At 51.6% G+C, this 22,111-nt stretch carries 24 protein-coding genes and 1 pseudogene; 22 read left to right on the top strand and 3 right to left on the bottom strand.

Going from position 1 to position 22,111, the window contains the following annotated elements:
• Window positions 1-81 precede the first annotated feature (81 nt).
• From H7A77_RS01375 to ptuB, 4 genes and pseudogenes are all read left to right on the top strand, one after another.
• A pseudogene (locus H7A77_RS01375) lies at window positions 82-2,256 on the top strand (replication endonuclease).
• Window positions 2,257-2,497: 241 nt separating this feature from the next.
• A complete protein-coding gene (locus H7A77_RS01370; RefSeq protein ID WP_220457353.1) occupies window positions 2,498-3,442 on the top strand; it encodes a retron St85 family RNA-directed DNA polymerase in 945 nt (314 codons plus the stop codon).
• Window positions 3,429-5,063, top strand: coding sequence for a retron Ec78 anti-phage system effector ATPase PtuA (gene ptuA / locus H7A77_RS01365; RefSeq protein WP_182073724.1), 1,635 nt, complete (start codon window positions 3,429-3,431; stop codon window positions 5,061-5,063). Before H7A77_RS01370 ends, ptuA begins: the two co-directional genes overlap by 14 nt.
• A complete protein-coding gene (gene ptuB, locus H7A77_RS01360) occupies window positions 5,060-5,797 on the top strand; it encodes a retron Ec78 anti-phage system effector HNH endonuclease PtuB (RefSeq protein ID WP_182073723.1) in 738 nt (245 codons plus the stop codon). Before ptuA ends, ptuB begins: the two co-directional genes overlap by 4 nt.
• Before the next feature lie 656 nt (window positions 5,798-6,453).
• Here ptuB and H7A77_RS01355 read toward each other — a convergent pair.
• Window positions 6,454-7,485, bottom strand: a complete 1,032-nt coding sequence (locus tag H7A77_RS01355) for a phage portal protein (protein WP_182073722.1) — start codon at window positions 7,483-7,485, stop codon at window positions 6,454-6,456.
• Complete coding sequence (locus H7A77_RS01350; RefSeq protein WP_182073721.1) at window positions 7,482-9,254, bottom strand: terminase ATPase subunit family protein; 1,773 nt, start codon at window positions 9,252-9,254, stop codon at window positions 7,482-7,484. Before H7A77_RS01350 ends, H7A77_RS01355 begins: the two co-directional genes overlap by 4 nt.
• A gap of 159 nt (window positions 9,255-9,413) precedes the next feature.
• On the opposite strand from H7A77_RS01350, the gene H7A77_RS01345 reads away from it, so the two are divergent.
• From H7A77_RS01345 to H7A77_RS01300, 11 genes are all read left to right on the top strand, one after another.
• Window positions 9,414-10,259: a GPO family capsid scaffolding protein gene (locus H7A77_RS01345; RefSeq protein ID WP_182073720.1), complete on the top strand. Its 846-nt coding sequence runs from the start codon at window positions 9,414-9,416 to the stop codon at window positions 10,257-10,259.
• Window positions 10,260-10,329: 70 nt separating this feature from the next.
• The gene (locus tag H7A77_RS01340) at window positions 10,330-11,529 is read left to right on the top strand and encodes a phage major capsid protein, P2 family (protein WP_182073719.1); all 1,200 of its coding nucleotides are present in this window, start codon (window positions 10,330-10,332) and stop codon (window positions 11,527-11,529) included.
• 2 nt (window positions 11,530-11,531) lie between these two features.
• Entirely contained in the window at window positions 11,532-12,275 is a 744-nt protein-coding gene (gpM, locus tag H7A77_RS01335; RefSeq protein WP_182073718.1) for a phage terminase small subunit, read from the top strand.
• A gap of 93 nt (window positions 12,276-12,368) precedes the next feature.
• Window positions 12,369-12,875: a head completion/stabilization protein gene (locus H7A77_RS01330; RefSeq protein ID WP_182073717.1), complete on the top strand. Its 507-nt coding sequence runs from the start codon at window positions 12,369-12,371 to the stop codon at window positions 12,873-12,875.
• The gene (locus tag H7A77_RS01325; protein WP_037421624.1) at window positions 12,875-13,078 is read left to right on the top strand and encodes a tail protein X; all 204 of its coding nucleotides are present in this window, start codon (window positions 12,875-12,877) and stop codon (window positions 13,076-13,078) included. The genes H7A77_RS01330 and H7A77_RS01325 overlap by 1 nt, the downstream gene beginning before the upstream one ends.
• Before the next feature lie 2 nt (window positions 13,079-13,080).
• Complete coding sequence (locus H7A77_RS01320; protein ID WP_033652228.1) at window positions 13,081-13,290, top strand: HP1 family phage holin; 210 nt, start codon at window positions 13,081-13,083, stop codon at window positions 13,288-13,290.
• Window positions 13,274-13,783: a lysozyme gene (locus H7A77_RS01315; protein WP_182073716.1), complete on the top strand. Its 510-nt coding sequence runs from the start codon at window positions 13,274-13,276 to the stop codon at window positions 13,781-13,783. Before H7A77_RS01320 ends, H7A77_RS01315 begins: the two co-directional genes overlap by 17 nt.
• Window positions 13,780-14,217: an Rz-like lysis system protein LysB gene (gene lysB / locus H7A77_RS25530; protein WP_182073715.1), complete on the top strand. Its 438-nt coding sequence runs from the start codon at window positions 13,780-13,782 to the stop codon at window positions 14,215-14,217. The genes H7A77_RS01315 and lysB overlap by 4 nt, the downstream gene beginning before the upstream one ends.
• Window positions 14,099-14,344, top strand: coding sequence for an Rz1-like lysis system protein LysC (gene lysC / locus H7A77_RS25485; protein WP_255443852.1), 246 nt, complete (start codon window positions 14,099-14,101; stop codon window positions 14,342-14,344). Before lysB ends, lysC begins: the two co-directional genes overlap by 119 nt.
• On the top strand, window positions 14,307-14,774 hold the full coding sequence (locus H7A77_RS01305) for a phage tail protein (protein WP_037421614.1): 468 nt from the start codon (window positions 14,307-14,309) through the stop codon (window positions 14,772-14,774). Before lysC ends, H7A77_RS01305 begins: the two co-directional genes overlap by 38 nt.
• Window positions 14,767-15,216 carry a phage virion morphogenesis protein gene (locus H7A77_RS01300; RefSeq protein ID WP_182073714.1) on the top strand — a complete coding sequence of 150 codons (450 nt, stop codon included), beginning with the start codon at window positions 14,767-14,769 and terminating at the stop codon, window positions 15,214-15,216. The genes H7A77_RS01305 and H7A77_RS01300 overlap by 8 nt, the downstream gene beginning before the upstream one ends.
• A gap of 152 nt (window positions 15,217-15,368) precedes the next feature.
• On the opposite strand, the gene H7A77_RS01295 is transcribed toward H7A77_RS01300, so the two are convergent.
• Window positions 15,369-16,385, bottom strand: coding sequence for an FRG domain-containing protein (locus H7A77_RS01295; protein WP_182073713.1), 1,017 nt, complete (start codon window positions 16,383-16,385; stop codon window positions 15,369-15,371).
• Window positions 16,386-16,787: 402 nt separating this feature from the next.
• Between H7A77_RS01295 and H7A77_RS01290 the strand changes: the two genes are divergently transcribed.
• From H7A77_RS01290 to H7A77_RS01265, 7 genes are read left to right on the top strand one after another with little or no spacing between them, the layout of a single operon-like run.
• Complete coding sequence (locus H7A77_RS01290) at window positions 16,788-17,429, top strand: phage baseplate assembly protein V (RefSeq protein ID WP_182073712.1); 642 nt, start codon at window positions 16,788-16,790, stop codon at window positions 17,427-17,429.
• Window positions 17,426-17,776, top strand: a complete 351-nt coding sequence (locus tag H7A77_RS01285) for a GPW/gp25 family protein (RefSeq protein ID WP_182073711.1) — start codon at window positions 17,426-17,428, stop codon at window positions 17,774-17,776. Before H7A77_RS01290 ends, H7A77_RS01285 begins: the two co-directional genes overlap by 4 nt.
• A 4-nt stretch (window positions 17,777-17,780) precedes the next feature.
• Window positions 17,781-18,689, top strand: a complete 909-nt coding sequence (locus tag H7A77_RS01280; protein ID WP_182073710.1) for a baseplate assembly protein — start codon at window positions 17,781-17,783, stop codon at window positions 18,687-18,689.
• The gene (locus H7A77_RS01275) at window positions 18,682-19,215 is read left to right on the top strand and encodes a phage tail protein I (RefSeq protein ID WP_182073709.1); all 534 of its coding nucleotides are present in this window, start codon (window positions 18,682-18,684) and stop codon (window positions 19,213-19,215) included. The genes H7A77_RS01280 and H7A77_RS01275 overlap by 8 nt, the downstream gene beginning before the upstream one ends.
• Window positions 19,216-19,224: 9 nt before the next feature.
• Window positions 19,225-19,488 carry a phage tail protein gene (locus H7A77_RS25525; RefSeq protein ID WP_255443851.1) on the top strand — a complete coding sequence of 88 codons (264 nt, stop codon included), beginning with the start codon at window positions 19,225-19,227 and terminating at the stop codon, window positions 19,486-19,488.
• Window positions 19,448-21,316: a phage tail protein gene (locus H7A77_RS25520; protein ID WP_255443850.1), complete on the top strand. Its 1,869-nt coding sequence runs from the start codon at window positions 19,448-19,450 to the stop codon at window positions 21,314-21,316. Before H7A77_RS25525 ends, H7A77_RS25520 begins: the two co-directional genes overlap by 41 nt.
• Window position 21,317: 1 nt before the next feature.
• Window positions 21,318-21,839: a tail fiber assembly protein gene (locus tag H7A77_RS01265; RefSeq protein ID WP_182073708.1), complete on the top strand. Its 522-nt coding sequence runs from the start codon at window positions 21,318-21,320 to the stop codon at window positions 21,837-21,839.
• Window positions 21,840-22,111: the final 272 nt, after the last annotated feature.

Below are 22,111 nucleotides of genomic sequence, written 5' to 3'. Positions count from 1 at the left end.
AAGCAATATAACCAAAATCTTGTTAACCATAAACAAGAGATAACGGTCAAAAACTTACCTATTTCCTTCCATGGACACCTCATTCCATGCGAGTCGTTACTTTATCCGGACAGTGATGCTGCTGTTCTCGCTTATGCTTACCCGGGCGCAACACTGCGTCCGGTACTGCCCGGCACGGCAAGACCCCTTACCCGTGAGCAACACGCTCAGGGGCAAGCTGTTTTGCGTAAAATTCACGCCTTACCCCATTTCCTCAGCAGTATCTTTCTTGGGCGTCACTCTTTCTTGCTGAAAGAGCGGGGGCTGCATGCGGCGAATAAGTGGCTCGTCCTCCAGTTTGAGCGCCGTATCTGGCCGCGCATTGAAATCGTTAATGAGAAAAATGCGATGAACCTTAACGCCTCGCCATGCTTTATGGCTGAGGTGGATAATTATGCGTGTCTGCCGGGTATGGGAGATAAGGATTTGCGGCGTTTTGCTGACCGTATCGCTGGGCAGTTACTACAAAATTATGACCGTTACTGCGAGGAGTTTCTTGCTGCAAATGACGGAGATAATTCTTTGCTGCTGAGTAACAGCGTACAGGCTGTGTTTTATGGGCGTATCGCATGTATGGCGCGAGTCTTTAATATCACGCCAATGCACTGGAAAAAATACTGTAAAGGCAAGCTGGACGCGCATTCGGCTGTAGCCAGTTTGTCACGGCTAGCTAACGCGGAGTGGTGGGAACGCCAGTTGAAAGCCCAACGCACACGCTGGCGCGAGGCGCTACTGATTGCCGCCGGTGAAGTAAACCTAAAAAAATACCCATACGCGAGCAAGCAGGCGATTAGGGAAGTGCAGACCCGGCGGCTCGCCAATATGGATTATCTGAAAGGGTGCGATCTGGAGAATGTCGCTACCGGTGAACGTTTTGACCTAATTGATAAGGTCATGGCAAGCATTTCTAACCCGGAAATCCGCCGCAAAGAGCTGATGAGCACCATCGCAGGGATAGAAAAATATGCTGCCAGCGAGAGTCACGTCGGCATGTTTATCACTATCACTACCCCGTCTAAATATCACCCGACGCGCGTTGTTGGCAAAGAAGGGGCTGAAAAAGTCCAGTTTAACCACAATTGGGATTCAGAGGCTTTTTCACCGAAAGACGGCCAGCGTTATCTGGTGCGCATCTGGAGCAAAATGCGCACCGCGTTTAAAGACAACGGCCTGAGCGTTTACGGTATGCGTGTCGTTGAACCTCACCATGACGGTACGCCGCACTGGCATATGATGCTGTTCTGCGAGCGTAAACAGCGCCAGCAGATAATCGACATCATGCGTCGGTATGCGCTGAAGGAAGACGGTGACGAGCGCGGTGCAGCAAAGAATCGGTTTGAAGCCAAGCACATGAATAAAGGCGGCGCTGCGGGGTACATCGCTAAATACATCGCTAAAAATATCGACGGTTATGCGCTCGACGGCCAAATTGACCACGATACCGGCAAACCGTTACGCGATATGGCCGCTGCGGTGACCTCATGGGCGTCAACATGGCGTATCCCTCAGTTTAAGACTATCGGAATCCCTACCATGGGAGCTTATCGAGAATGCCGGGCTGCCTGTTTACGCCACATCAGCCTTGCTGAGACTTTTGATGAGCGTGTCGAGGCTGTGCGCGCGGCTGCCAGCGCTGGAAATTTTGCCGCCTATATAGCTGGACAGGGGGGCGCAAACGTCCCGCGCGACGTGCAGACCGTTCGAGTCGCGCGCAAGGTGGCTGATGAGCTGAACGCTTATGACGAAGAGGTGCAAAAGGTTGTCGGCATCTTTGCACCGCACCTTGGCGCGGGTCATATCCACGAAACCCGAACAACAGAATGGCGCATTGTCCGCAAGGCCATTAACCTTGATGTTGACCCTTTGACTTTAAAAAGCGCCTCTGGCGCGCCTCGGAGTCCTGTCAATAACTGTGGGGAGGTTCAGACAGGATTTGAACCGAGCTTGCCGCCTACACATTCTGAGCTTGCCACGGTGGTGATGAAACTAGTAGAGAGCGGAGACGCTTGGTGTGATAAACCGGATATTGCCAAGGTGCTGAGAGGCGCTGTAAGAGGGCGATCTCCAACAATAAAGCACCAGCTACAAAGCTTTAATCTTTCAAAATCGTGTGAGCAGGCTATCGGCACGATTAACAAAGTGTGAACGTGCAGAATACCTAATATTTATGGATGTTTAATAAGCTATGACATACGCCTGAGTGTTGGGGGGAGATAGACTTGATTGTGAAAGTTTGCTATCATCGAAGAGCTCTTTAGCGTTGGACATTTTTGTCTAGTCGGGCGTTTAGCCAGACTCTAACTTATTGAACAGGTTTATGATTGCGATACAGAAAACATCGCATCATAAACTCACCTCCCTTGGCGGTCGGTTCATTTATGATGCGATGTTTTCTGTATCGCAGCTTCTAGTAAAGGGCAGTAAGGGAGGGGATCCTCCCTTTTTTACGAGTAAAATCATGTATATAGTCGAGTATCTATCTAAAAAAACAGGGAGAGGTATGCAAGAGCTTAGTCGACTAGTCGATCAAGCCCCGCGTATGTATAAGGTATATAAAATCCCCAAAAGAAGTGCTGGATTCCGAGTGATTGCACAACCATCGAAAGACATAAAAGAGCTTCAAAGATTTGCAGTTGAAATACTGAAACAAATTCTTCCTGTGCATGATAAAGCAATGGCATATCAAAAAGGTAAGGACATCAAAACCAATGCCTTGTTGCATGCCAGAAATGATTATATTTTGAAAATGGATTTCGAGGATTTTTTTAATAGCATAAACCCTGAGCTCTTTAATATAAGCGTAGAAAAAGACAAAATAAATATAACTAAAAATGAATTGTATTGGTTAACCAGACTTCTTTTTTGGAATCCAAGCAAGAGAAAAAATGGAAAGCTAATACTTAGCGTTGGTGCACCATCATCACCGCTAGTTTCTAACTATATTATGTACAGGTTTGATTGTGCGATAGAAGAATATTGCAATTCAAATAGTATTACATATAGTAGATATGCTGATGATATGACTTTTTCTACCTCAAAAAGAAATGTCTTATTCATGATTCCTGAAATTGTAAGGAAGATACTTAAAAATAATTCTTACAAAAGGATAAGTATAAAACAATCAAAAACAGTTTTTACTTCAAAAGCCCATAACAGACATGTGACGGGTGTTACAATAAATAATGAGGGAAAGGTTTCTGTAGGCAGATCACGGAAGAGGATGCTGTCATCATTAATATTTAAAGCATCAAAAAACGAACTTGATCATGAAGTTTTGTCATCGTTGACAGGCCAGCTAGGACAAGCATTTTATATTGACGTATGCTTTAAAGAGTCTATGATAAAAAAGTATGGAGCGTCAATCATTAAATCAATTTTGAGTGGGAATCATGAGAAAACATAGATCTATAAAAGCATTGCAAAATGAAGCTATTGCGAATAATAGTATAAAAGCGCAATATCAACTTTATTCAAATTATAAACATGGGGATTTTGTTGACCAAGATGATGAAGAAGCTGATAAATATTTAAAAATGATTGATGATAATTTCAGAACAACAAAGATTAAATTAAAAAATATTAGACTAATAAACTTTAGAGGATTCTCTGATTTATCAATAGATTTATCTAGTGACTATGTTGTTATTGCTGCAAATAACGGATACGGTAAAACGGGAGTTTTAGAGTCAATTTATAACTGCCTTACATGGATAATAAGAAATTTTAAAGTTACCGGAGCCAACGGGCATTTCATTAAACCTGACGACATTAGGGCGAAAGAAGGTGTTGATGCTGTATCAATAGTTCTTAATGTAAGTTTAATGCAAGGAGATGTTGAAAATTCCACTTATAAGATTAACCTTAGTAAAACACACTCAGATGCGGATGAAAAACAGGATAGTGACTATAAAGAATTTAAATATTTAGCAGATCTTTATAGGGACCTCGGGAGCTTAGGTTATAGTATTCCTGTTTTTGCTTTCTATTCTGTGGAGAGAGGAAATGCTATAAAAAGAAACGACTTTAAAAAAATATCTGACTACTCAGTTCTGGACTTTGGTTCTATCGACTATGCTCTAAATACTTCAAATACCCCAAAGTTTGAAGCTTTTTTAGCGTGGCTTCTCAATGAAACCACAAAAATAACAATAAATGATGCAATAGATAGTGATGTGAAGGATTTAGATGCAAATATAAAAGCATTAGAACTCCTAAACAAACTATCATCTACTGATCCTTCAGTTAATAAATTAATTGATGAATTAACCAAAACCATCAATAGAACTAAGTCAACACGGCGTTATAATGAGAAAGTAGAATTCACTGAAAAAGTAAATATGGTATTTTCCGCAATTAGCACATTCATGCCTGAGGTGAAGGATTTTTCATTTGAATATGATGAGAATAGCAAAGCAATAGAACTGTTTTGTATTAAAAACGATTGTAAGCTTAGCGTGTCGCAGTTATCTCAAGGGGAAAAGACGATGCTTTCCCTTGTTTGTGATATAGCCTTGAGGTTGATATCTGCAAATCAGAAAAGCAATAATCCATTTGATGGGAATGGTGTTATTGTAATTGATGAAATAGATTTGCACTTACATCCTATTTGGCAGCAATCTATTATTGTAAGGCTTAATGAGACATTCCCCAATATCCAATTTGTAATAAGTACACATAGCTCAAATGTATTAAGTACCGTAAGTAGCGAGTGTATTAGAGGGATTGTAGCTTCCGAGGGTGGGGGGAGTGGTAATTATGAAGTTGAAATACCTTATTTCTCATTGGGTGCCGAAAATTCAACTTTGCAGGAAGAAATTCAGGGTGTGCCATCAAGGCCAGAAAGTCTTGATATCATTAAAAAACTAAAAAAATATAAAAAAATGGTTGCTAATGATGAGTGGGATACACCAGAGGCTGAACAGATTTTTTCTGAACTTTGTAAATGGGCGGAAGGACGTGATCCTATTATTACCAAGTTGCGTCTTGACGTATCACTAAGAAAGAAAAGGAGGGGGAATAAGTGAGAGGGTTTAGGAAGGCTAATAATAATAACGATATTTTATCTAGCTACTTACGTGATCATCCTGAGGCGAAGTGGAAGAAGGGCTTTAAGGATGATGCCCCACAAGAAGACTTGGACTCCATTTACAATGAGATATATACCGATCAACGCGGAGTTTGTGCCTATTGTGAAATAGCTATGAGGTGTCCGAGTGATGAATTTACTGACGATTTTAGAATAGATCATTTTCATCCTGAGAATTGCGGTGATGATAATAGCCATAACTATTCACTTGATTGGAATAACCTACTCGGATGTTGTCATGGTGGGACTCAACAGACGTCAAGAAGCTACGGTAATTCATCATTTGGGAAAAAACATCATAGTTGCGACGCGCCAAAAGGAAATAAAATACTTGATGGTGTAATTTTCAATCCCTTGTTAGACTTGGGTGTGGATCAGACTTTTTTTAAGTTCGACGAGGATGGAGGCATTTTTGTTAGTGAAAATTGCCCTGCTAATATAGAGGGTAAAGCTCAATCGACTATTAATGAGCTCAATCTTGACTGTGGCAGGTTAAGAGGTTTTAGAAAGGCGGTTATTGAAAAACTAAGTGAAGAAATTCGGGGGGGGATTGTCGATGTGGAGGATAGTGATGCTTTAGAGATGGTAATTCTTAAGCTTAGAAATGAGTTGTTGAATGCAGAAATTAAAATTGAATTTTATTCTACAATAGATTGGTACTTGGCTGTTTAACAGTGCATGAGGGATTTTAGCATCCCTCGCTAATGCGGAGCTTCTAAGGCTCTTATTTTGTGGTCTCTATTTGTATTTGAAGTCTTATATTTTTAAATGTGAGAGTGCTAAGTTGTGGCTTTTTGTTGGAGTAAGTGATTTTTATTTGTATTTTTAGTCTCCTGTCTATAACCAGCTTTGGCTTCGGCTCTGGTGTTGTCTTTTTCAATTTGATGGATAGAGCCACCTTAATTAGTGGTGCTATGCATTTTTACTACTTTGAAAATGCGATAAGTTAGTCCAACGACTCATGAAAATGGAGTATTTTAAAGCGTTGCTAATTTGGATGTGCAGTATAAATAAAAAATGGCATGGAGATGCATTTTTTTGCATTACTAATTCCAATAATTATTTTCAACGTGTCTCCATAACCAGTACGGCTTTGGACGTCTTAGGAACTGCATTAAAACCGACCCATGAAGCGGGCAGGCGTGGCGGGGATAGCATTGCGCGCAGGCATGTATTTAATTATCAGAATTGACGGCGTCAGCACGGCGTGGTGGCGTTCTGTTGCGCTGGTTTGAGTCGCGGGTATGTACGAGAAAGCGTGCTGTGGTGGGTGTGAGAGGGCGTTTGGTGGCGGGTATAAAAAGGCCGCCAATCTGGCGGCCGGTTTATCATTCGTCGTCGTTTTCGAGGTTGTACTTTTTAAATCGGATGACCTCGACGCCGACCCAGTCGTTCACTTCTTTGATGCGCTGCTGGAGCGGTGTCAGCTCATTGCGAACAAACACCCTTGCGGCTTTCTCTACGTCACCCACTGACCCAACGTTTTCCGGCTTGCCGCCCATCAGCTGATAGGGGATGCGGTGAGCGTCCAGCAGGTCGACGGCGCTGACCTTTTTGATGTTGAAGAAATCATCCTTTGTCGCCACCTCGCTGAGCGGCACAATCTTGATACCGTCAGGCTTCCCGTTCGGTGCGTAGAAGAACAGGTTTTTAAAGTTCCCCATGCCTTTAGAGTCGCTCATCGCTTCGCGCAACGCCTCAACATCGGTATTGTTCTGCGCAGCGTCGGTCACATACATGATGTAGCCCGCGTGCGCGCCATTCTGGTAATACTTGCGGCGGAACAGCGTGGCGGACTCGTTCAGCCACGCGGAGTTGAGCGCCGAAAGATATTCCGGCATCCCATACAATTCTTGATTGATATCCGGCTCCAGCAGGTGAAAAACGCTGTCGGGCGCGAACGGGTGTGGTTCAGCGAACGATTGCACGAACCAGTAAACGCTCGGGTCAACGCCGCGCCGGGTGTATTTGGCCGGGGAGGTCTCCAGCTTCAACAGTTTGCCGGTCACGCTGAAACGCTTTTCTAAAAAGGCGTTGCCGAACACCAGATAATCCAGCACAAACCGGCTGAAATCCTGTTGTGATAACAGCGGGTGCGGGATGTAGGTGCTCGCTAAAATATTGCGTTTCACGTAAATGGGCGAGCTGTGGTGAACGGCGGCGCGCAGGCTTTTCGCCAGCCCGGAAAAGCTGACGGGCGGCTCAATCCATTTACCGTTACCGACGCATTCCGTGTAGTCCAAAATGTCGCGGCGATCCAATACGGCCGACGGCTCACCAAAGGTGAACGCCTGCATTTTCTGGTCCGGCTCGGTGGCGGCCAGATTTACTTTTGCCTTGCGGCGATTGCGTTTGCTCATCGGTTGAAGTCCAGAATGGATTTAGACGGTTGACCGTTGGCGGCGGTCAGCGGTTCATTCAGCAGGGCATGCATGGTGGCCCATGCGACGTCGGCGTGACTGGCCTCCTCGCTGCGGCTCGCTTCGTAGGTCATGCCCCTGCCGCTGGCGGTCATGGTTTTGCGGATGGCCATAAACGATTTGGTGATGTCGGTATACGCGGTGTCGTATTCGAGCCTGCCGCTGCCGATGGTGTCTTTCGCCTTCAGTACCATGGCGGTCTTCACTTCGGCGCTGTAGCGGATTTCGCGGGCGGCCGGGTAGAACGCGCGCACCAGTTGGAAAACGCCTTGCCCGATGCCAGTGGCGTCGATACCGATGTATTCCACGTTGTATTTTTCGGTCAGTCTGCGGATGGATTCGGCCTGCGTGGCGAAATCCATGCCTTTCCACTGGTGGCGCTCCAGTATGCGGAATTTGCCGCCGGTGACCATCGGCGGGGCCAGCACCACGCAACCGGCGCTGTCGCCGGAGTGCGCCGGGTCATAGCCGACCCACACCGGCCGGTCACCGAAAGGTCGGCCTGCATAGGGGTTAACGTCCGTCCACTCGACCAGACTGTCGACCATGCAGCCCTGCAACTCTTCAAAGGGAAATACTGACGCGCTGTCGTCGACAAATTCGCACATGAACAGGTTGCGGAAGTCCTCGGCGCTGTTCTCCCGCTTCAGCACGTCGAGGTCAAACAGGTTACAGCCGCCGCGCAGGGCGTCCTCAATGGTAACGATTTGCCGCCACTGGCCGTCATCGCACAGCTTCCCGGCCGCTAACGCGCTGTGGCTGATATCGATCTCGACGTGTTCGCTGGCGTTTTTGCGGCCCTTGTTAAACAGCTCGCCGGACCAGAAAGGAAACGCGCCATGCCCCAGCGTTGATGGGGTAGAAAAGTAGGTCGACCGGAGGTGTTTTTGCGAGGCCATGCCGGAGGCGACTTTGCGCAGCTTCTGGAAGTTGGGGATCCAGAAAATCTCATCGACCAGCAGGTCACCGTTATGGCTTTGCGCTGTGTTGGAGTTGGTGCCGAGAAAAATCAGCTTCGCGCCGTTGTTGCCGAGCACAATCGGGTCGCCGGTCAGCTCAACGTCAACCCGCCGGGCAAACTGAATGATGTACTCGCGGAAGACATACGCCTGCGTTTTGCTCGCGGAAAGAAAAATCTGGTTGTGGCCGGTTTTCAGCGCGTACAGCAGTGACTCGCGGGAGAAATAAAACGTGGCTCCAATCTGGCGCGATTTCAGGATGTCGCGAATACGATGCTCAAGCCCGGCCCTGTGCCAGCCGAGTTGATATTCGAAAGACTCGTCATAAAAAATCTCCTCCAGCTTCGCAATCGCTTCCTCGCTGAAATAGTTCTTTGTCGGCTTTTTACGTTCACCTTTGTTGCGGTTGGCGACGTTGGGATTGAGGTCGGCTTCGTTGCCTGAGTTCATGTAACGGCTGACGCGCGCGAGGCGCTCAATCTGGCGGCCCAGCAGGTCAATTTCTTTGTAGTCGCTGCCCTCTTTTTTTGTCTTGAGAACGAGCTGCACCATTCGCGCTTCAATGCTGGATTCAACGCGGGAAATCGGCGCGATATCGTCCCATTTTTCCCGCTGCTTCCAGCTCTGCACCGTGGGGGCTTTCTGCTTCAGCATTTCGGCGATTTGCTTCACGGAGAAGCCTTGCCAGTACAGCAAGGCGGCCTGCCTGCGTGGGTCGCTGAGTAAGGATGTGTCTGTCTGGATTTGCATGGTATGTCCTCATTTGCATGATGAGGCAAGGCTACGCAAGCCTCGCCGGACGTGCGCTAAGGTGCTGTTGTCTGAGGGATAGTCCGTCGGCAGTCGCTGGCCGCGAGGGTGGTCAGTCGGGAAACTAGCCCCGACCTTAACCACTCAGGACAATGGCACATGGCAAAGAAAGTATCGAAATGGTTCCGCATCGGCGTCGAGGGCGACACCTGCGACGGCCGCGTGATTGACGGCAACGACATTCAGGAAATGTCGGAAATCTTCGACCCGCGCGTCTACGGCTGCCGCATCAATCTGGAGCACATCAAGGGGCTGTTTCCCAACGGCGATTTTAAGCGTCTCGGCGACGTGGTTGAGCTGAAAGCCGAGAAGATTGATGACGACTCCATCCTCAACGGCAAATGGGCGCTGTTCGCCAAAATGACCCCGACCGACGAACTGGTCGCCATGGTCAAGGCGAGCCAGAAAGTTTACACCTCTATGGAAATCCGTCCGAACTTTGCCAACACCGGCAAATGCTACCTCATCGGTCTGGCGGTTACTGATGACCCGGCCAGCCTCGGCACCGAATACCTCGAATTCTGTTCCCGCGCCAAAACTAACCCGCTGGCCGGTAAAAAAGCCGAGCCGGGCGATCTGTTCTCGGTGGCGACTGAGGTGCTGCTCGAGTTTGAGGAACAGCCTGACAGCCTGCTGACCAATCTGACCGAGCGCGTGAAAAGCATGTTCAGTCGCAAACAGGCCAGCGACGACGCGCGCTTCAGCGATGTGCATGACGCAGTCACCGCCGTCGCCGAGCAGGTGCAAACCAACGGCGACAGCGCCGAGCAGCGTTTTGCGCAGCTTGAGCAGGAAATCGCGGGGCTGAAAGGTGAGGTGACGACCGGTCAGGAAGCGCTTTCCGAGCTTCAGGCCGCGCTCGATACCACCGAAAACCTGAACCAGCAGCGCCGCCCGAAAGCGCCCGGCGGCAATGGTGAAGACAGCCTGTTGACCAACTGCTGAGAACAGTCAGGGCGGGGCGTATGGCGCGCCGCTGTGAGATGACCCGAATTTATCGAATCAGGACAATTCAATGAAAAAAACGACCCGCTTTAAATTTAACGCCTATCTGCAACAGGTTGCCAAGCTGAACAGCATCACGGACGTCGGCGACGTCGGCAAAAAATTCAGCGTAGAGCTGTCGGTGACACAGTCGTTGATGAACGTCGTGCAGGAGTCTTCCGAGTTCCTGACCCGTATCAACATGACGCCGGTTGCCGAGTTGAAAGGCGAGAAGGTCGGCGTGGGCGTCAATGGCTCGATTGCTAGCACCACCGACACCGACGGTGGCAAAGAACGTCAGACCGCTGATTTCACCTCGCTGGAGTCTAATAAGTACGAGTGCCAGCAGGTGAACTTTGATTTCCATATGCGCTATAACCAGCTCGATTTATGGGCGCGTTATCAGGACTTCCAGTTGCGCATCCGTAACGCCATCGCCAAGCGTCAGGCGCTGGATTTCATCATGGCCGGGTTCAACGGCATCAGCCGCGCCGCCACGTCTGACCGGGCCAAAAAACCGATGTTGCAGGATGTGGCGGTAGGCTGGTTGCAGAAATACCGCAACGAAGCCCCGGCGCGCGTGATGAGCAACATCACCGGCGAGGATGGTGCGGTGATTTCCCCGGTCATCCGCATCGGCAAGGGGGGCGATTACGCCAACCTTGACGCCGTGGTCATGGATGCGACCAACAACCTGATTGCGCCATGGCATCAGGAATCTCCTGACCTTGTGGTGATTTGCGGCCGTAAGCTGCTGGCCGACAAATACTTCCCGCTGGTTAACCAAGAGCAGCCGAACACCGAGGCGATGGCCGCCGACGTGATTGTCAGCCAGAAGCGCATCGGCAACCTTCCCGCCGTCCGTGTGCCGTTCTTCCCGGCCAACGCGATTATGGTCACCACGCTCGAGAATCTGTCGATTTACATCATGGATGAGAGTCACCGCCGCCATATCGAAGAGAACGCCAAGCGTGACCGCGTCGAAAATTACGAGTCGATGAAAATTGACTACGTCATCGAGGATTACGCCGCCGGTTGCCTGATTGAAAATATCGAGCTGCTGCCTGCGTTGACAGAAAAGTCGGGCGTACGGGTATCCAAAGAAGACCCGCAGCCATCGGGGGCCGATATCAGCGCCTTGGCTGACGCTATCGTGCTGGCAGTGAAAGGGGCGGCTGCGCAACCTGCGCTAGCCGGTGAGGAAACGCCAAAAACTGAAGGCGAAGCGTAACCATGACGAGTCCCGCACAGCGTCACATGATGCGGGTCTCGGCCGTGGAGGCTGCGCAGCGGGTGGATGACCCGCTGCGCCATGCCACCGCCTACGAGCAAATGCTCGTCAAGCTGGCCGCAGACCGCACCAAGCTGAAACAGATCCATTCCGTCGAGAAAAAGGCTGAGCACAAACGCGCCATGTTGCCGTTCTACGTGCCTTGGGTGGCCGGGGTATTGGCCGAAGGGCGGGGGGCGCAGGACGACATCCTGATGACCGTCATGCAGTGGATGCTCGACGCCGATGACATTCCCGGCGCGCTGGAAATTGCGCCTTATGCGCTGAAATACCGTCTCAAAGTGCCGAACAACAAGCGCCCGGTGGCGTACTTGCTGGCCGAAGAGGTGGCGCTGTCGGCGGAGCGCAGCCGCAAGGCGGGCAACCCGGCCAAGATGGATGACCTTCGCGCCGCCATCGAGATGACGGCCGCAGAGGATATGCCTGACATGGTCAAGGCCAAACTGTTCAAGGTGACCGGCCTGATGTTGAGCGACTGCGGTGACTATGCGCAGGCGCTGGAGCACCTCGAGCGCGCGATGCAGCTCGACGGTCACGCCGGGGTGAGAAAAGAGATCCAAAAATGTGAGAGCGCCCTCAAGCCGAAGCCGGCGGCCGCCGCCAAAAGAACAACCACGCGCCCGCGTAAGGCCGCCACGCCGGCCAAGCGCGGACGCCCACGCAAGGCGGTAAAAACCGCCGGTTAACAGAACGCGCCCCGCGCCGGGCGGCACGGTGGCCGCGAGCGTCTTTTGACGTATCAAGGCCGCCCTCCACCGCCCCCTATTTTTGAGGTCGTCATGACGACAGTGATTATGCGTAACCCGATTAAGCCGCCGGACGAGCCGACGGCCATTATCCCGCAACCGGATGTACCGGAGCCGGTGATTAAAAACACGTTCTTTTTCCCGGACGTTGACCCGAAACGCATTCGCGAGCTGATGCGTCTTGAGTACACGGTCTCGCCGGAGCGTCTGCGCTTTGCCATTCGCAGCGGTATCTCGGAGACGAATGCCGAGCTGTATCTCTATCGCGAGCAGCAACTCGCCGCCGGTTTCAAAACGCTGGCCGACGTACCGGCCGACGAGGTCGACGGCGAAAGTGAGAAGTGCTTTCACTACCTGAGTGCGGTCTGCGCCATGACAACCGCCACGCTGTACGAGCGCTACCGGGGGGCGGATGCCAGCGCCAAGGGGGACAAAAAGGCCGACAGCGTCGAGGAGTCCATTGATGAGCACTGGCGGGATATGCGCTGGTCAATCGCCCGGTTGCAGGGTAAGCCGCGCTGCATTGTCGGGCAAATCTGATGAACGCCGTCGCGCTTCAGGGGGACACGCTAGACGCACTGTGTTATCGCGTCTACGGCCGCACCGCAGGCGTGGTCGAGGCGGTGCTGCTGGCGAATCCGGGGCTGGCTGAGCGGGGTGTCATCCTGCCGCATGGCACGGTGGTCACGCTGCCGGTCATTGATACCGCCCCGGCATCCGAAACCGTTCAGCTATGGGATTAACCATGGAGAAAGTCACATCGTTCATTGCTTATGCCGTCGCGGTGCTGCTGGCATGGGTCGGAAAGTATTCCGCGCAGGACATCGCACTGATCGTCGGTGCGGTGGTCGGTGTCGGCACCTTTGTCACCAACTGGTATTACCGCCGCAAAAGCTATTTGCTGCTGAAAAATGTCGGCATTCGACGGGAGGTTTTCGATGAAATCAATCGTTAAACGTTGCAGCGTCGCAGTCGTGCTGGCGCTGGCGGCGTTGTTGCCGGATTTTACCCGGTTGCATACGTCACTGGCGGGCCTTGAGCTGATTGCCAATCTGGAAGGGTGCCGCCTGAGTCCGTATCAGTGTAGCGCGGGCGTCTGGACGAGCGGTATCGGCCATACCGCCGGGGTGAAACCCGGCGGGGTTATCACTGAACGTGAAGCGGCGGTCAATCTGGTGGCCGATGTGATGCAGGTCGAGAAACGCCTCGCGCAGTGCATGCCGGTGATCATGCCGCAGCCGGTCTATGACGCCGTGGTCAGCTTTTCGTTCAACGTCGGCACGGGCGCTGCGTGCGCGTCAACGCTGGCGCATTTCATCAATAAAAAGCAGTGGCCCGCCGCGTGCAATCAGCTTCCCCGCTGGGTATTCGTCAACGGCGTCAGGTCTGCCGGGCTGGAGAATCGCCGGGCGCGCGAGCTGGCGCAGTGTATGACGGGGGCATTATGAGTCGCGGTAATAAGCTTTTTCTGTCGCTGGTGTCGCTGGCGGTCATTGCTTTGTTGAAATGGCAGGTCATTACGCTCGGCGACAGTCTGGATGCCGCGAAGCTGGAAAACGTCAGGGTGGCGGCAGCGCTAACCGAAAGTCGCGCGGCTATCGCTGCGCTACAGGATAGCGCTCTGCGCAACGAGCGCGAACAGGTCATGTTGCGTCAGCGCATCGCCGCCGCTGACCAGTTGGCCACCCGCCGCAATCACACCATTACGAGGCTGCTCAATGAAAATGAAGCGCTGCGCCGCTGGTATCAGTCTGCTTTGCCTGATGACGTTATCTGGCTGCATACCCGCCCCGAATTCGCCACCCCCGACGATTATTTACGCTGGCTGTCCGAAGGTCAGCAGTTGCCCGCTGCCCGGCAGCAACCCGAAGACCAACGGTGATTTAAGTACCGATATCTTCAATCTTGAGCGCGCGCTGGCAAGCTGTGCGCTTCAGGTGGAGACCGTGAAAAAGTGTCAGGAGGAACTCGATGTTAAAGCCGAAAAGTCTGCGCAAAGCGCTTTATGACGCGGTGCCGAAGCTCAGGGCGAATCCGGATATGCTGCGCATATTTATCGACAGCGGCGTCATCGGGGCTACGCTGGCCGCCTCTCTGTCATTTGAGAATCGCTATACGCTCAATGTGATAGTCGAAGATTACCCGGATGATGTGGATTTGCTGCTGGTGCCGATTGGGGCGTGGTTGCGGGAGAATCAGCCCGATATCATGACCACGGACGAGGGCAAGAAAAAGGGGTTCACCTACTTCGCCGACATCAACAACGACGACAGTTATGACATCAGTATCAGCCTGCAACTGACTGAGCGCACGCTGGTGAAGGAAGTTGACCGGGCGCTGCACGTGTCCCATGTGCCGGAGCCGCCGCTGCCTGAGCCGGTAGCGCGCCCGATGGAGCTTTACATTAACGGTGAGCTGGTGAGCGCGTGGGATGAGTGAGCTTAAGCCTTTTGATGACAAACTCGCCGGGCTGATTGCCGGGTTATCGGCTTCCCGCCGTCGCGATATGGCGGCCGAGATTGCGAAGCGGCTGCGCATCAGTCAGCAGCAGCGCATTAAGCGCCAGCAGGCACCGAGCGGCACACCGTATGCCGCCCGTAAGCGGCAGCCGATTCGTAGCAAAAAAGGGCGGGTTAAGCGCGAGATGTTCGCTAAGCTACGCACCCATCGCTACATGAAAGCCAAAGGCACCGCTGATGAGGCGCTGGTCGAGTTTGCCGGACGCGTGCAGCGTATCGCGCGTGTGCACCAAGAGGGCTTGCGTGACCGACCTGGTAGGTATAGCAAAGAGGTGCAATATGATAGACGTGCTTTGTTAGGATTTACTCAAGTAGAGATGCGATATATTGAAGGCGTTGTTTTAAATTGGATAAGCAATTAGGGTTTAGTGTGCACTCTGTGACGTGGTTTATTTATTGTAAATTCGATTTTTTAGAATGCTGATGATTATTAATATCTTTAGCTCGACTTCCTTTGTTGTAAAGGCTCAGTAGCATGTGAGCCTTTAGTCTTCACCTTAGTTATATGTTTTTATCATAAGATGCTATTTTTATTTATCATGTCACTTACAACTCCAGAATACCCAGGGAAGATGGAGCTTTCTGATATATTTATTGCTCTAAGGCTTTTGTTTAGTTTATCTACCTCGCTGTGTGGTAATGTTATTTTCACCATGACCTCATCCTTTATTTCTCTGACCTTTAATAAATTGTATGCTTTTAGTAGTCTGGCTACGCTTTCATCAAACGTTTCATAGCTTGTATAAAGGGGGATAAATTTATCATCTTTGGGTATTGTGCCGCTTTCAGTTATTTCTGTGTAAAATTCATTTAGAATTCCTCGTGTCTCTTTGTTGAAGTTTAATGCCTTATATGTGAATAGGCCAAATTGTGATCTTGCATTATCATTCCACTGATAATGCGGGTTGTAAATTTTTATATCCGAATAGTTTGAGTCAAATACATCAGCTAGCTTGGTGAAATCCATCATCCATAATGATATTTTTCCATCAGCTTTCTTTTTTATATTATTAGAGGCAAAAAAAGCAGCAGTGTAAGGGTTGTATGACCAATCAATAAGTCTTGTTGGTAGGCCATAATGCTGTGCTAGGGACGCTATTTCAACGAAGTCACGGTCCAGCCATGTATCATAGCCATATAACCTCATTAATGCTTCTAACCCGACGAATTCCTTTTCCATCGCATGACTCATAAACTTAGAACGTGGGACGTATAATCCATGTGAGTTGGCCTTTCTGTAAAATCTCCTTAAAATGTGAAATTCCATACTGGCATGTTGAATTCCAATATTTCCATAACCTACAGCTCTCATGGCTTTAGCAAATTTATGTTTATCGTTGATATCAACTCTGGCTATATTTTTGATGTTGGCGTGTGTTTTATCCCTAAATGAGTTCGGTAGAAGTTGATAGTTTTCATCTGATAAACCTCTAAAAACAAAATTAGAAAGTTTATAAGGTGAGCTCCAAGGGGTGATAACTTCTAAAAAATCCTTAAATTTTTTACACTCTATGGTTTTATATGAGACCATTTTTATTCCTATAAATATATATTGTTGCTTTAATTTTTTTGTGCTTAATTTTATTATGCAATCATCTCTTTAATTACTATGAGGTGTGAGGATGTTAACGATCCTTGCATCAAATTAATTTAACATTAAATTAATGATACTCATAGTGAAAGTTATCCGTTAATGATTTTGATAGATATAATACGTGGTTGAAATTATTTACTCGTTGTTGATTTGGCGCTTGTTACTCTTGAGTTACTGCATTACTAGGATGTGTGCGATTAAACTTTGAACAGAATGCTAAGTGTTATCCTGAGGGGGCGGATATGGTTCTAATTATGTTTCTCGTTAACACCGTTGTTTGATCGCCCCCCCTACGTCATCAAGTGGTATTGAGGGTTTACCCGCGGCATCCTTTCCCCCATGAACACACTCGAATCGATTTCAGAACTTGCACGAGCCGTCCGCGATCTCATCCGCATTGGCGTCATCGTAGACGTTAAGTACACGCCTCCGCGCTGCCGCGTTCAATTGGGGGGCAATACGACGGGCTGGTTGCAGTGGCTGGCCTGCCGTGCCGGAGGTGCGCGCACATGGTGGGCACCCTCCATCGGCGAGCAAGTGGTGGTGTTGGCGCTGGGGGGCGAGCTGGATACCGCCTTTGTGCTGCCAGCTATCAACTCCGATGATTTTCCGGCTCCGTCAGTGTCGCCGGAGGCATATCACACCAGTTTTCCCGATGGTGCGGTCATCGAATATGAGCCCAAAACCGGCGCGCTGAGCGTTACCGGCATTAAAACGGCCAATATCAGTGCGCAAGTAGCCGTCGACGTTTCTGCGCCGAAGGTGACGATTATCGCCAGTCAAAAAATCACGCTTGATACACCGGAGGTGGTCTGCACCAACAAGCTGACCGCCGACACGCTGGAGCTGAAAAAGGGCGGGAAAATGTCGGGCGATATCGATCACGGCGGGGGTACTTTTAAATCCAACGGCGTGCAGGTGGATAAACACGGCCACGGTGGTGTGCAGCGCGGCGGAGACTGGACGGAGGAAACCCGATGACCGTGCGATATATCGGCATGAACCGGGACACCGGCCAGACCCTGGCGGACAGCGAGCATATCAGCCAGAGCGTTCGCGACATCCTCATTACCCCTGTCGGCTCCCGAGTGATGCGGCGGGAATATGGCTCGCTGTTGTCTGCCCTGATTGACCAGCCACAAAGCCCGGCGGTGAACGGGCAGGTGATGGCCGCCTGCTACATGGCAATCCTCAAATGGGAGCCGCGCATCAGGCTAACGTCCATCACCTTCGAGAAGACCTTCAACGGTCAGATGTTCGTTGACATTACCGGCGTGCGCCAAGACACCACCGGCGGCACATTTTCGTTAACCGTCCCACTGAGCTGACACTATGGCCACTATCGATTTAAGCCAACTGCCTGCGCCGAACGTCGTTGAGCCGCTGGACTATGAAACCCTGTTTGCCGAGCGCAAAGCGACGCTGATTTCCCTGTACCCGGCCGACCAGCAAGAAGCTGTTGCCCGAACTTTGGCGCTTGAATCGGAGCCTATCGTCAAGCTGCTTCAGGAAAATGCGTATCGGGAGGTATTGCTACGCCAGCGCGTTAACGATGCCGCCAAAGCGGTGATGCTGGCGCACGCCACCGGCGAAGACCTTGACCAGCTCGGTGCGAACTTCAACACGCCGCGACTGGTGATTGCTCCGGCGGATGAAAGCACCATTCCGCCAACACCGGCAGTTATGGAAGCGGATGAAGATTACCGCCTACGCCTGCAAGACGCGTTCGAGGGGATGAGCACAGCAGGTTCGGCCGGTTCCTACCGTTTTCACGCCCGCTCGGCCGATGGTCGGGTGGCTGATGTGACGGCAATCAGCCCATCACCGGCTAACGTGACCGTCACCGTGTTGTCACGGGACGGCGACGGCAGCGCCAGCGCTGAGCTGTTGCAGGTTGTCAGCGCTGCGTTGAATGACGAGGACGTGCGTCCTGTCGCCGATCGCGTCATCGTGCAATCGGCCAAAATTGCCCCGTATGGCATCGAGGCCGTTTTATACCTGTACCCCGGCCCGGAGGTTGCGCCGATCCTCTCTGCGGCAAAACAACGTTTACACAATTATGTGCTGACCATGCGCCGCTTAGGTCGCAGTATCCGGCGTTCCGGCATCATCGCGACGCTGACTGTGGAAGGCGTTGAACGTGTTGAAGTTGCTCAACCGGCCGCCGACATCGTGCTTGATAAAACGCAGGCGGGTTACTGCACCGGCGTGAACATCACACCGGGGCGCGCCGATGACTAATCGCTTATTGCCTGTTGGCTCCTCAGTGCTGGAAGTCGCTGCCGCTGACGCGTGTGCCGAGCTGGAGCGCGTGCCTGTTCCCCTGCGTGACCTGTGGAACCCGAAAACCTGCCCGGTGCATCTGCTGCCTTATCTGGCGTGGGCGTTCTCTGTCGATAGATGGGATGAGGCTTGGCCGGAGGACGTGAAGCGGGGCGTGGTGTCCGCCGCATTCTACATTCACCGACACAAGGGCACTATCGGTGCCGTGCGCCGCGTGGTGGAGCCGCTCGGCTACCTGATTAACGTCATTGAATGGTTTCACACCGACGGTGCCGATCCGCCCGGTACGTTCCGGCTCGATATTGGCGTGCTGGAAACCGGCATTACCGAGGAAATGTATCAGGAAATGGAGCGCCTTATCGCCGACGCCAAGCCCCTGAGCCGCCACCTGATTGGCCTTAACATTTTGCAGGACATCCCCGGCCGGATTTACACCGGTGCGGCTGCCATTGATGGTGATGTCATTACCGTTTACCCCGGATAAGAGAGAATCATGAACAAATACAAAGCGATTATTACCACCGCCGGGGCGGCCAAGATTGCCGCCGCAAGCGCGGGCGGCACGCAGTTGAAAATCGTCTCTATGGCCGTCGGCGACGGGAGCGGCACGCTGCCGACGCCCAATCCGGCGCAAACAAAACTCGTCAACGAGAAATACCGCGCGGCACTCAACGGGCTGACTATCGATAAGGCGCTAAAATCACATTCTGGCCGAGATGATTATTCCGGCGAATGTTGGCGGCTTCTGGCTGCGTGAAATGGGCCTCTATGACGAGGCCGGGACGCTGATTGCCGTCAGCAACATGGCGGAGAGCTACAAGCCGAAGCTCGAAGAGGGCAGCGGCCGCACGCAGACGCTGCGTATGATTTTGATTGTCAGCAGCACCGAGGCGATTCAGGTGATCGCCGGTGGCGACACCGTGCTGGCGACAAAAGACTATGTTACCGACGCGATTACCGCGCATGAGAAAACCCGCAATCACCCCGACGCCAGCACCACGGCGAAAGGGCTGGTACAGCTGAGCAGCGCGACAACCAGTACCGACGAAACGAAAGCCAGCACGCCCAAAGCGTTAAAAGCGGTCAACGATGCCAGCATGAAGAAGGCCGCGAACCTCTCAGACCTGACCGACAAGGCCGCCGCGCGCGGCAATTTGGCGTTAGGTACGGCCGCGACGAAAAACGTCGGGGTGGATGGCGGGCAACTGATGGAGGTCGGCGCATTTGGATTGGGAAGCGGCTCACGTCACCGGGAAGATGCGTATTGCAATCAGGCTGAAATCTACCGGGTTAATAGTTCATCAAAGAATACGCCGGGCGGCGATGTTTATGGCGTGCTGAGTTTGCCCTGCGACGGTGGGCCGTCGGGGGCGTATATGGCGGTACAAAACAACGGCAACGCATTCTTTGGCCGTTCGAATATCCCCAGTAATGGGGTGGTGTGGTTTCAGGCTTACACGACGAAGTTTAAACCGACGGCGGCAGACGTCGGCGCATGGAGTAAAACAGAGTCCGATGGCCGATTTGTAAAACAGACCGGCGACACGATGAAAGGGGCGTTGACTCTGCCGCGTATCGTATTCCCGAACGAAAATACCGCCAATGCTGACGATGACTTAAATCGCGAAAATGGTTTTACCGTAGAATCTCTGGTTGCCTCTGCCAATAAGGGCTATCCCGTGCCGGGCGGCATGGGGGTGTTGTTTACCGGGAAAGTGAACGAGTTCCGCAATGTGCAATTTGCCGTAGGCTCCGGCGACTTGGCGTTTTACTTGCGCTCAATGCGAAAAGACAGCGCGGCTTCGCTCCGCTGGGCGCGAGTTTATACGACGGACTATAAACCCACTGCGGCTGACGTTGGCGCGCTGACCGACGCGCAGGCCGCCCAGAAATACGCGCTCCGTTCCATCAAGGTGAACGGTAAGCCGCTGTCCGCTGATGTGAATTTGTTGGCCGGTGACGTCAACGCATGGAATAAAACCGAAGCAGATGGCCGCTATCTGGCGAAGACCGGCGGGCAGTTAACCGGGACGCTAAAGACCAGCGCGGAGATCCAATCTACCCATATTGATAATTATCGCATGGTCGGCGGCGGGTTCGGTTCCTTCTGGCGCAATGACGGCAACCGGCTTTACCTGCTGCTGACAAAAGAAAACGACCAGTACGGCACATTCAACAACCTGCGTCCGTTTTCTGTGGATGTCAGAACCGGTGCCGCCGCCTTTGAGTCGGGTATTCATATCGGCGGTAACTGGCCCGCGATCACCACGTCAAGCGGGACGACGTGGCACCCTGACGGCAACGTTCAAGGCAGTTGTTGGGGCGGTTATCTCAGCAACTGGCTTAATCAAAATATCTCGGCTGCGCAAAACAATGCGCAGAATTGGGCCTATCAGCATTTGGTTCAGGGTGTGCGCATGGCCGGGCGCACGGTTATCGCGGATACCGGCGGGCGCATCGATTTACCGTCGGGCTGTGTTTATACGGGTATGTCCGGCTCAAACTACAACCCCTCAATCTGGGGCGCTTATTCAGCGGTTCAGGTGCTAATTAACGGCACATGGGCAACAATTGGAACGGTGTAAAATGCAACACATTAAGAATTTGAAGAGATACACGCCGGAAGAATTATTCCTCGGCGAGAACGTGATTTATCTTCAGGATGATAACGGTATTGACTGGTACGCCGCGCAAAAATTGTTTTCGCCGGACACCGTAAAACTTGCTTATGACGAAAGCGGCATTATCTGCGCGATTAACAGCGATGTGTCGATGCTGTGGCCGATTGGCTTATCGGTTATTGAGCTGAACCCAACGAAACTACCAAAGCGCTGTCTGGCTAATGGTGAGTGGGTGTTTGACGGTAAGAAGGTGAGCCAGCGTATCTATTCCGCTGAAGAAAGGATGGCGAGCGCTGAAGCCAGAAAAAATGAATTGCTGGCGAGCGCGGGTAAGGCTGTCGCGCCGCTTCAGGATGCTGTTGATTTGGATATGGCGACCGAGGCAGAAAAAGCGCTGTTGGCGGACTGGAAAAAATACCGTGTGACGGTGAATCGTCTTGATATGTCAGCCCCGGAGATTAACTGGCCAGCGGTTCCCGGCCTCTAAGAAAAAAAGCCCGCAGCGATGCGGGCTTTTGTATTTGCGGCTTTCCCTGATGTTGCCGCGTCTACTCTTCGACCTTACCCCGCCCGGCTAAAATCCGTCCAATTGATTGCATAGATCAATGCGGCGTTATTGATCGGCACAAACGATCGTCATTCCCGCCAAGCTCTCCAATCCGGCCCGGTCTGTTGTCTGGTCGGCCTTCCAGCGTCCACCGCGTGCGGCCCGGTGCGCTGGGCGTCATCATGCCTGCACCTACTCACCATGGAGCAAGT

It is taken from the genome of Serratia sp. ME47 (assembly GCF_903970925.1).
GTDB lineage: Bacteria > Pseudomonadota > Gammaproteobacteria > Enterobacterales > Enterobacteriaceae > Serratia > Serratia ureilytica.
The sequence above is the reverse complement of the archived record's forward strand: the minus strand, read 5'-3'. Positions and strand labels throughout refer to the sequence as shown.

Excerpts from the sequence above, each read along its gene's own strand:
- H7A77_RS01370 (WP_220457353.1), top strand. The coding sequence starts at position 2,498 with ATGTATATAGTCGAGTATCTATCTAAAAAAACAGGGAGAGGTATGCAA.
- ptuA (WP_182073724.1), top strand. The coding sequence starts at position 3,429 with ATGAGAAAACATAGATCTATAAAAGCATTGCAAAATGAAGCTATTGCG.
- H7A77_RS01355 (WP_182073722.1), bottom strand. The coding sequence starts at position 7,485 with ATGAGCAAACGCAATCGCCGCAAGGCAAAAGTAAATCTGGCCGCCACC.
- H7A77_RS01350 (WP_182073721.1), bottom strand. The coding sequence starts at position 9,254 with ATGCAAATCCAGACAGACACATCCTTACTCAGCGACCCACGCAGGCAG.
- H7A77_RS01345 (WP_182073720.1), top strand. The coding sequence starts at position 9,414 with ATGGCAAAGAAAGTATCGAAATGGTTCCGCATCGGCGTCGAGGGCGAC.
- H7A77_RS01340 (WP_182073719.1), top strand. The coding sequence starts at position 10,330 with ATGAAAAAAACGACCCGCTTTAAATTTAACGCCTATCTGCAACAGGTT.
- gpM (WP_182073718.1), top strand. The coding sequence starts at position 11,532 with ATGACGAGTCCCGCACAGCGTCACATGATGCGGGTCTCGGCCGTGGAG.
- H7A77_RS01330 (WP_182073717.1), top strand. The coding sequence starts at position 12,369 with ATGACGACAGTGATTATGCGTAACCCGATTAAGCCGCCGGACGAGCCG.
- H7A77_RS01325 (WP_037421624.1), top strand. The coding sequence starts at position 12,875 with ATGAACGCCGTCGCGCTTCAGGGGGACACGCTAGACGCACTGTGTTAT.
- H7A77_RS01320 (WP_033652228.1), top strand. The coding sequence starts at position 13,081 with ATGGAGAAAGTCACATCGTTCATTGCTTATGCCGTCGCGGTGCTGCTG.
- H7A77_RS01315 (WP_182073716.1), top strand. The coding sequence starts at position 13,274 with ATGAAATCAATCGTTAAACGTTGCAGCGTCGCAGTCGTGCTGGCGCTG.
- lysB (WP_182073715.1), top strand. The coding sequence starts at position 13,780 with ATGAGTCGCGGTAATAAGCTTTTTCTGTCGCTGGTGTCGCTGGCGGTC.
- lysC (WP_255443852.1), top strand. The coding sequence starts at position 14,099 with ATGACGTTATCTGGCTGCATACCCGCCCCGAATTCGCCACCCCCGACG.
- H7A77_RS01305 (WP_037421614.1), top strand. The coding sequence starts at position 14,307 with ATGTTAAAGCCGAAAAGTCTGCGCAAAGCGCTTTATGACGCGGTGCCG.
- H7A77_RS01300 (WP_182073714.1), top strand. The coding sequence starts at position 14,767 with ATGAGTGAGCTTAAGCCTTTTGATGACAAACTCGCCGGGCTGATTGCC.
- H7A77_RS01295 (WP_182073713.1), bottom strand. The coding sequence starts at position 16,385 with ATGGTCTCATATAAAACCATAGAGTGTAAAAAATTTAAGGATTTTTTA.
- H7A77_RS01290 (WP_182073712.1), top strand. The coding sequence starts at position 16,788 with ATGAACACACTCGAATCGATTTCAGAACTTGCACGAGCCGTCCGCGAT.
- H7A77_RS01285 (WP_182073711.1), top strand. The coding sequence starts at position 17,426 with ATGACCGTGCGATATATCGGCATGAACCGGGACACCGGCCAGACCCTG.
- H7A77_RS01280 (WP_182073710.1), top strand. The coding sequence starts at position 17,781 with ATGGCCACTATCGATTTAAGCCAACTGCCTGCGCCGAACGTCGTTGAG.
- H7A77_RS01275 (WP_182073709.1), top strand. The coding sequence starts at position 18,682 with ATGACTAATCGCTTATTGCCTGTTGGCTCCTCAGTGCTGGAAGTCGCT.
- H7A77_RS25525 (WP_255443851.1), top strand. The coding sequence starts at position 19,225 with ATGAACAAATACAAAGCGATTATTACCACCGCCGGGGCGGCCAAGATT.
- H7A77_RS25520 (WP_255443850.1), top strand. The coding sequence starts at position 19,448 with ATGATTATTCCGGCGAATGTTGGCGGCTTCTGGCTGCGTGAAATGGGC.
- H7A77_RS01265 (WP_182073708.1), top strand. The coding sequence starts at position 21,318 with ATGCAACACATTAAGAATTTGAAGAGATACACGCCGGAAGAATTATTC.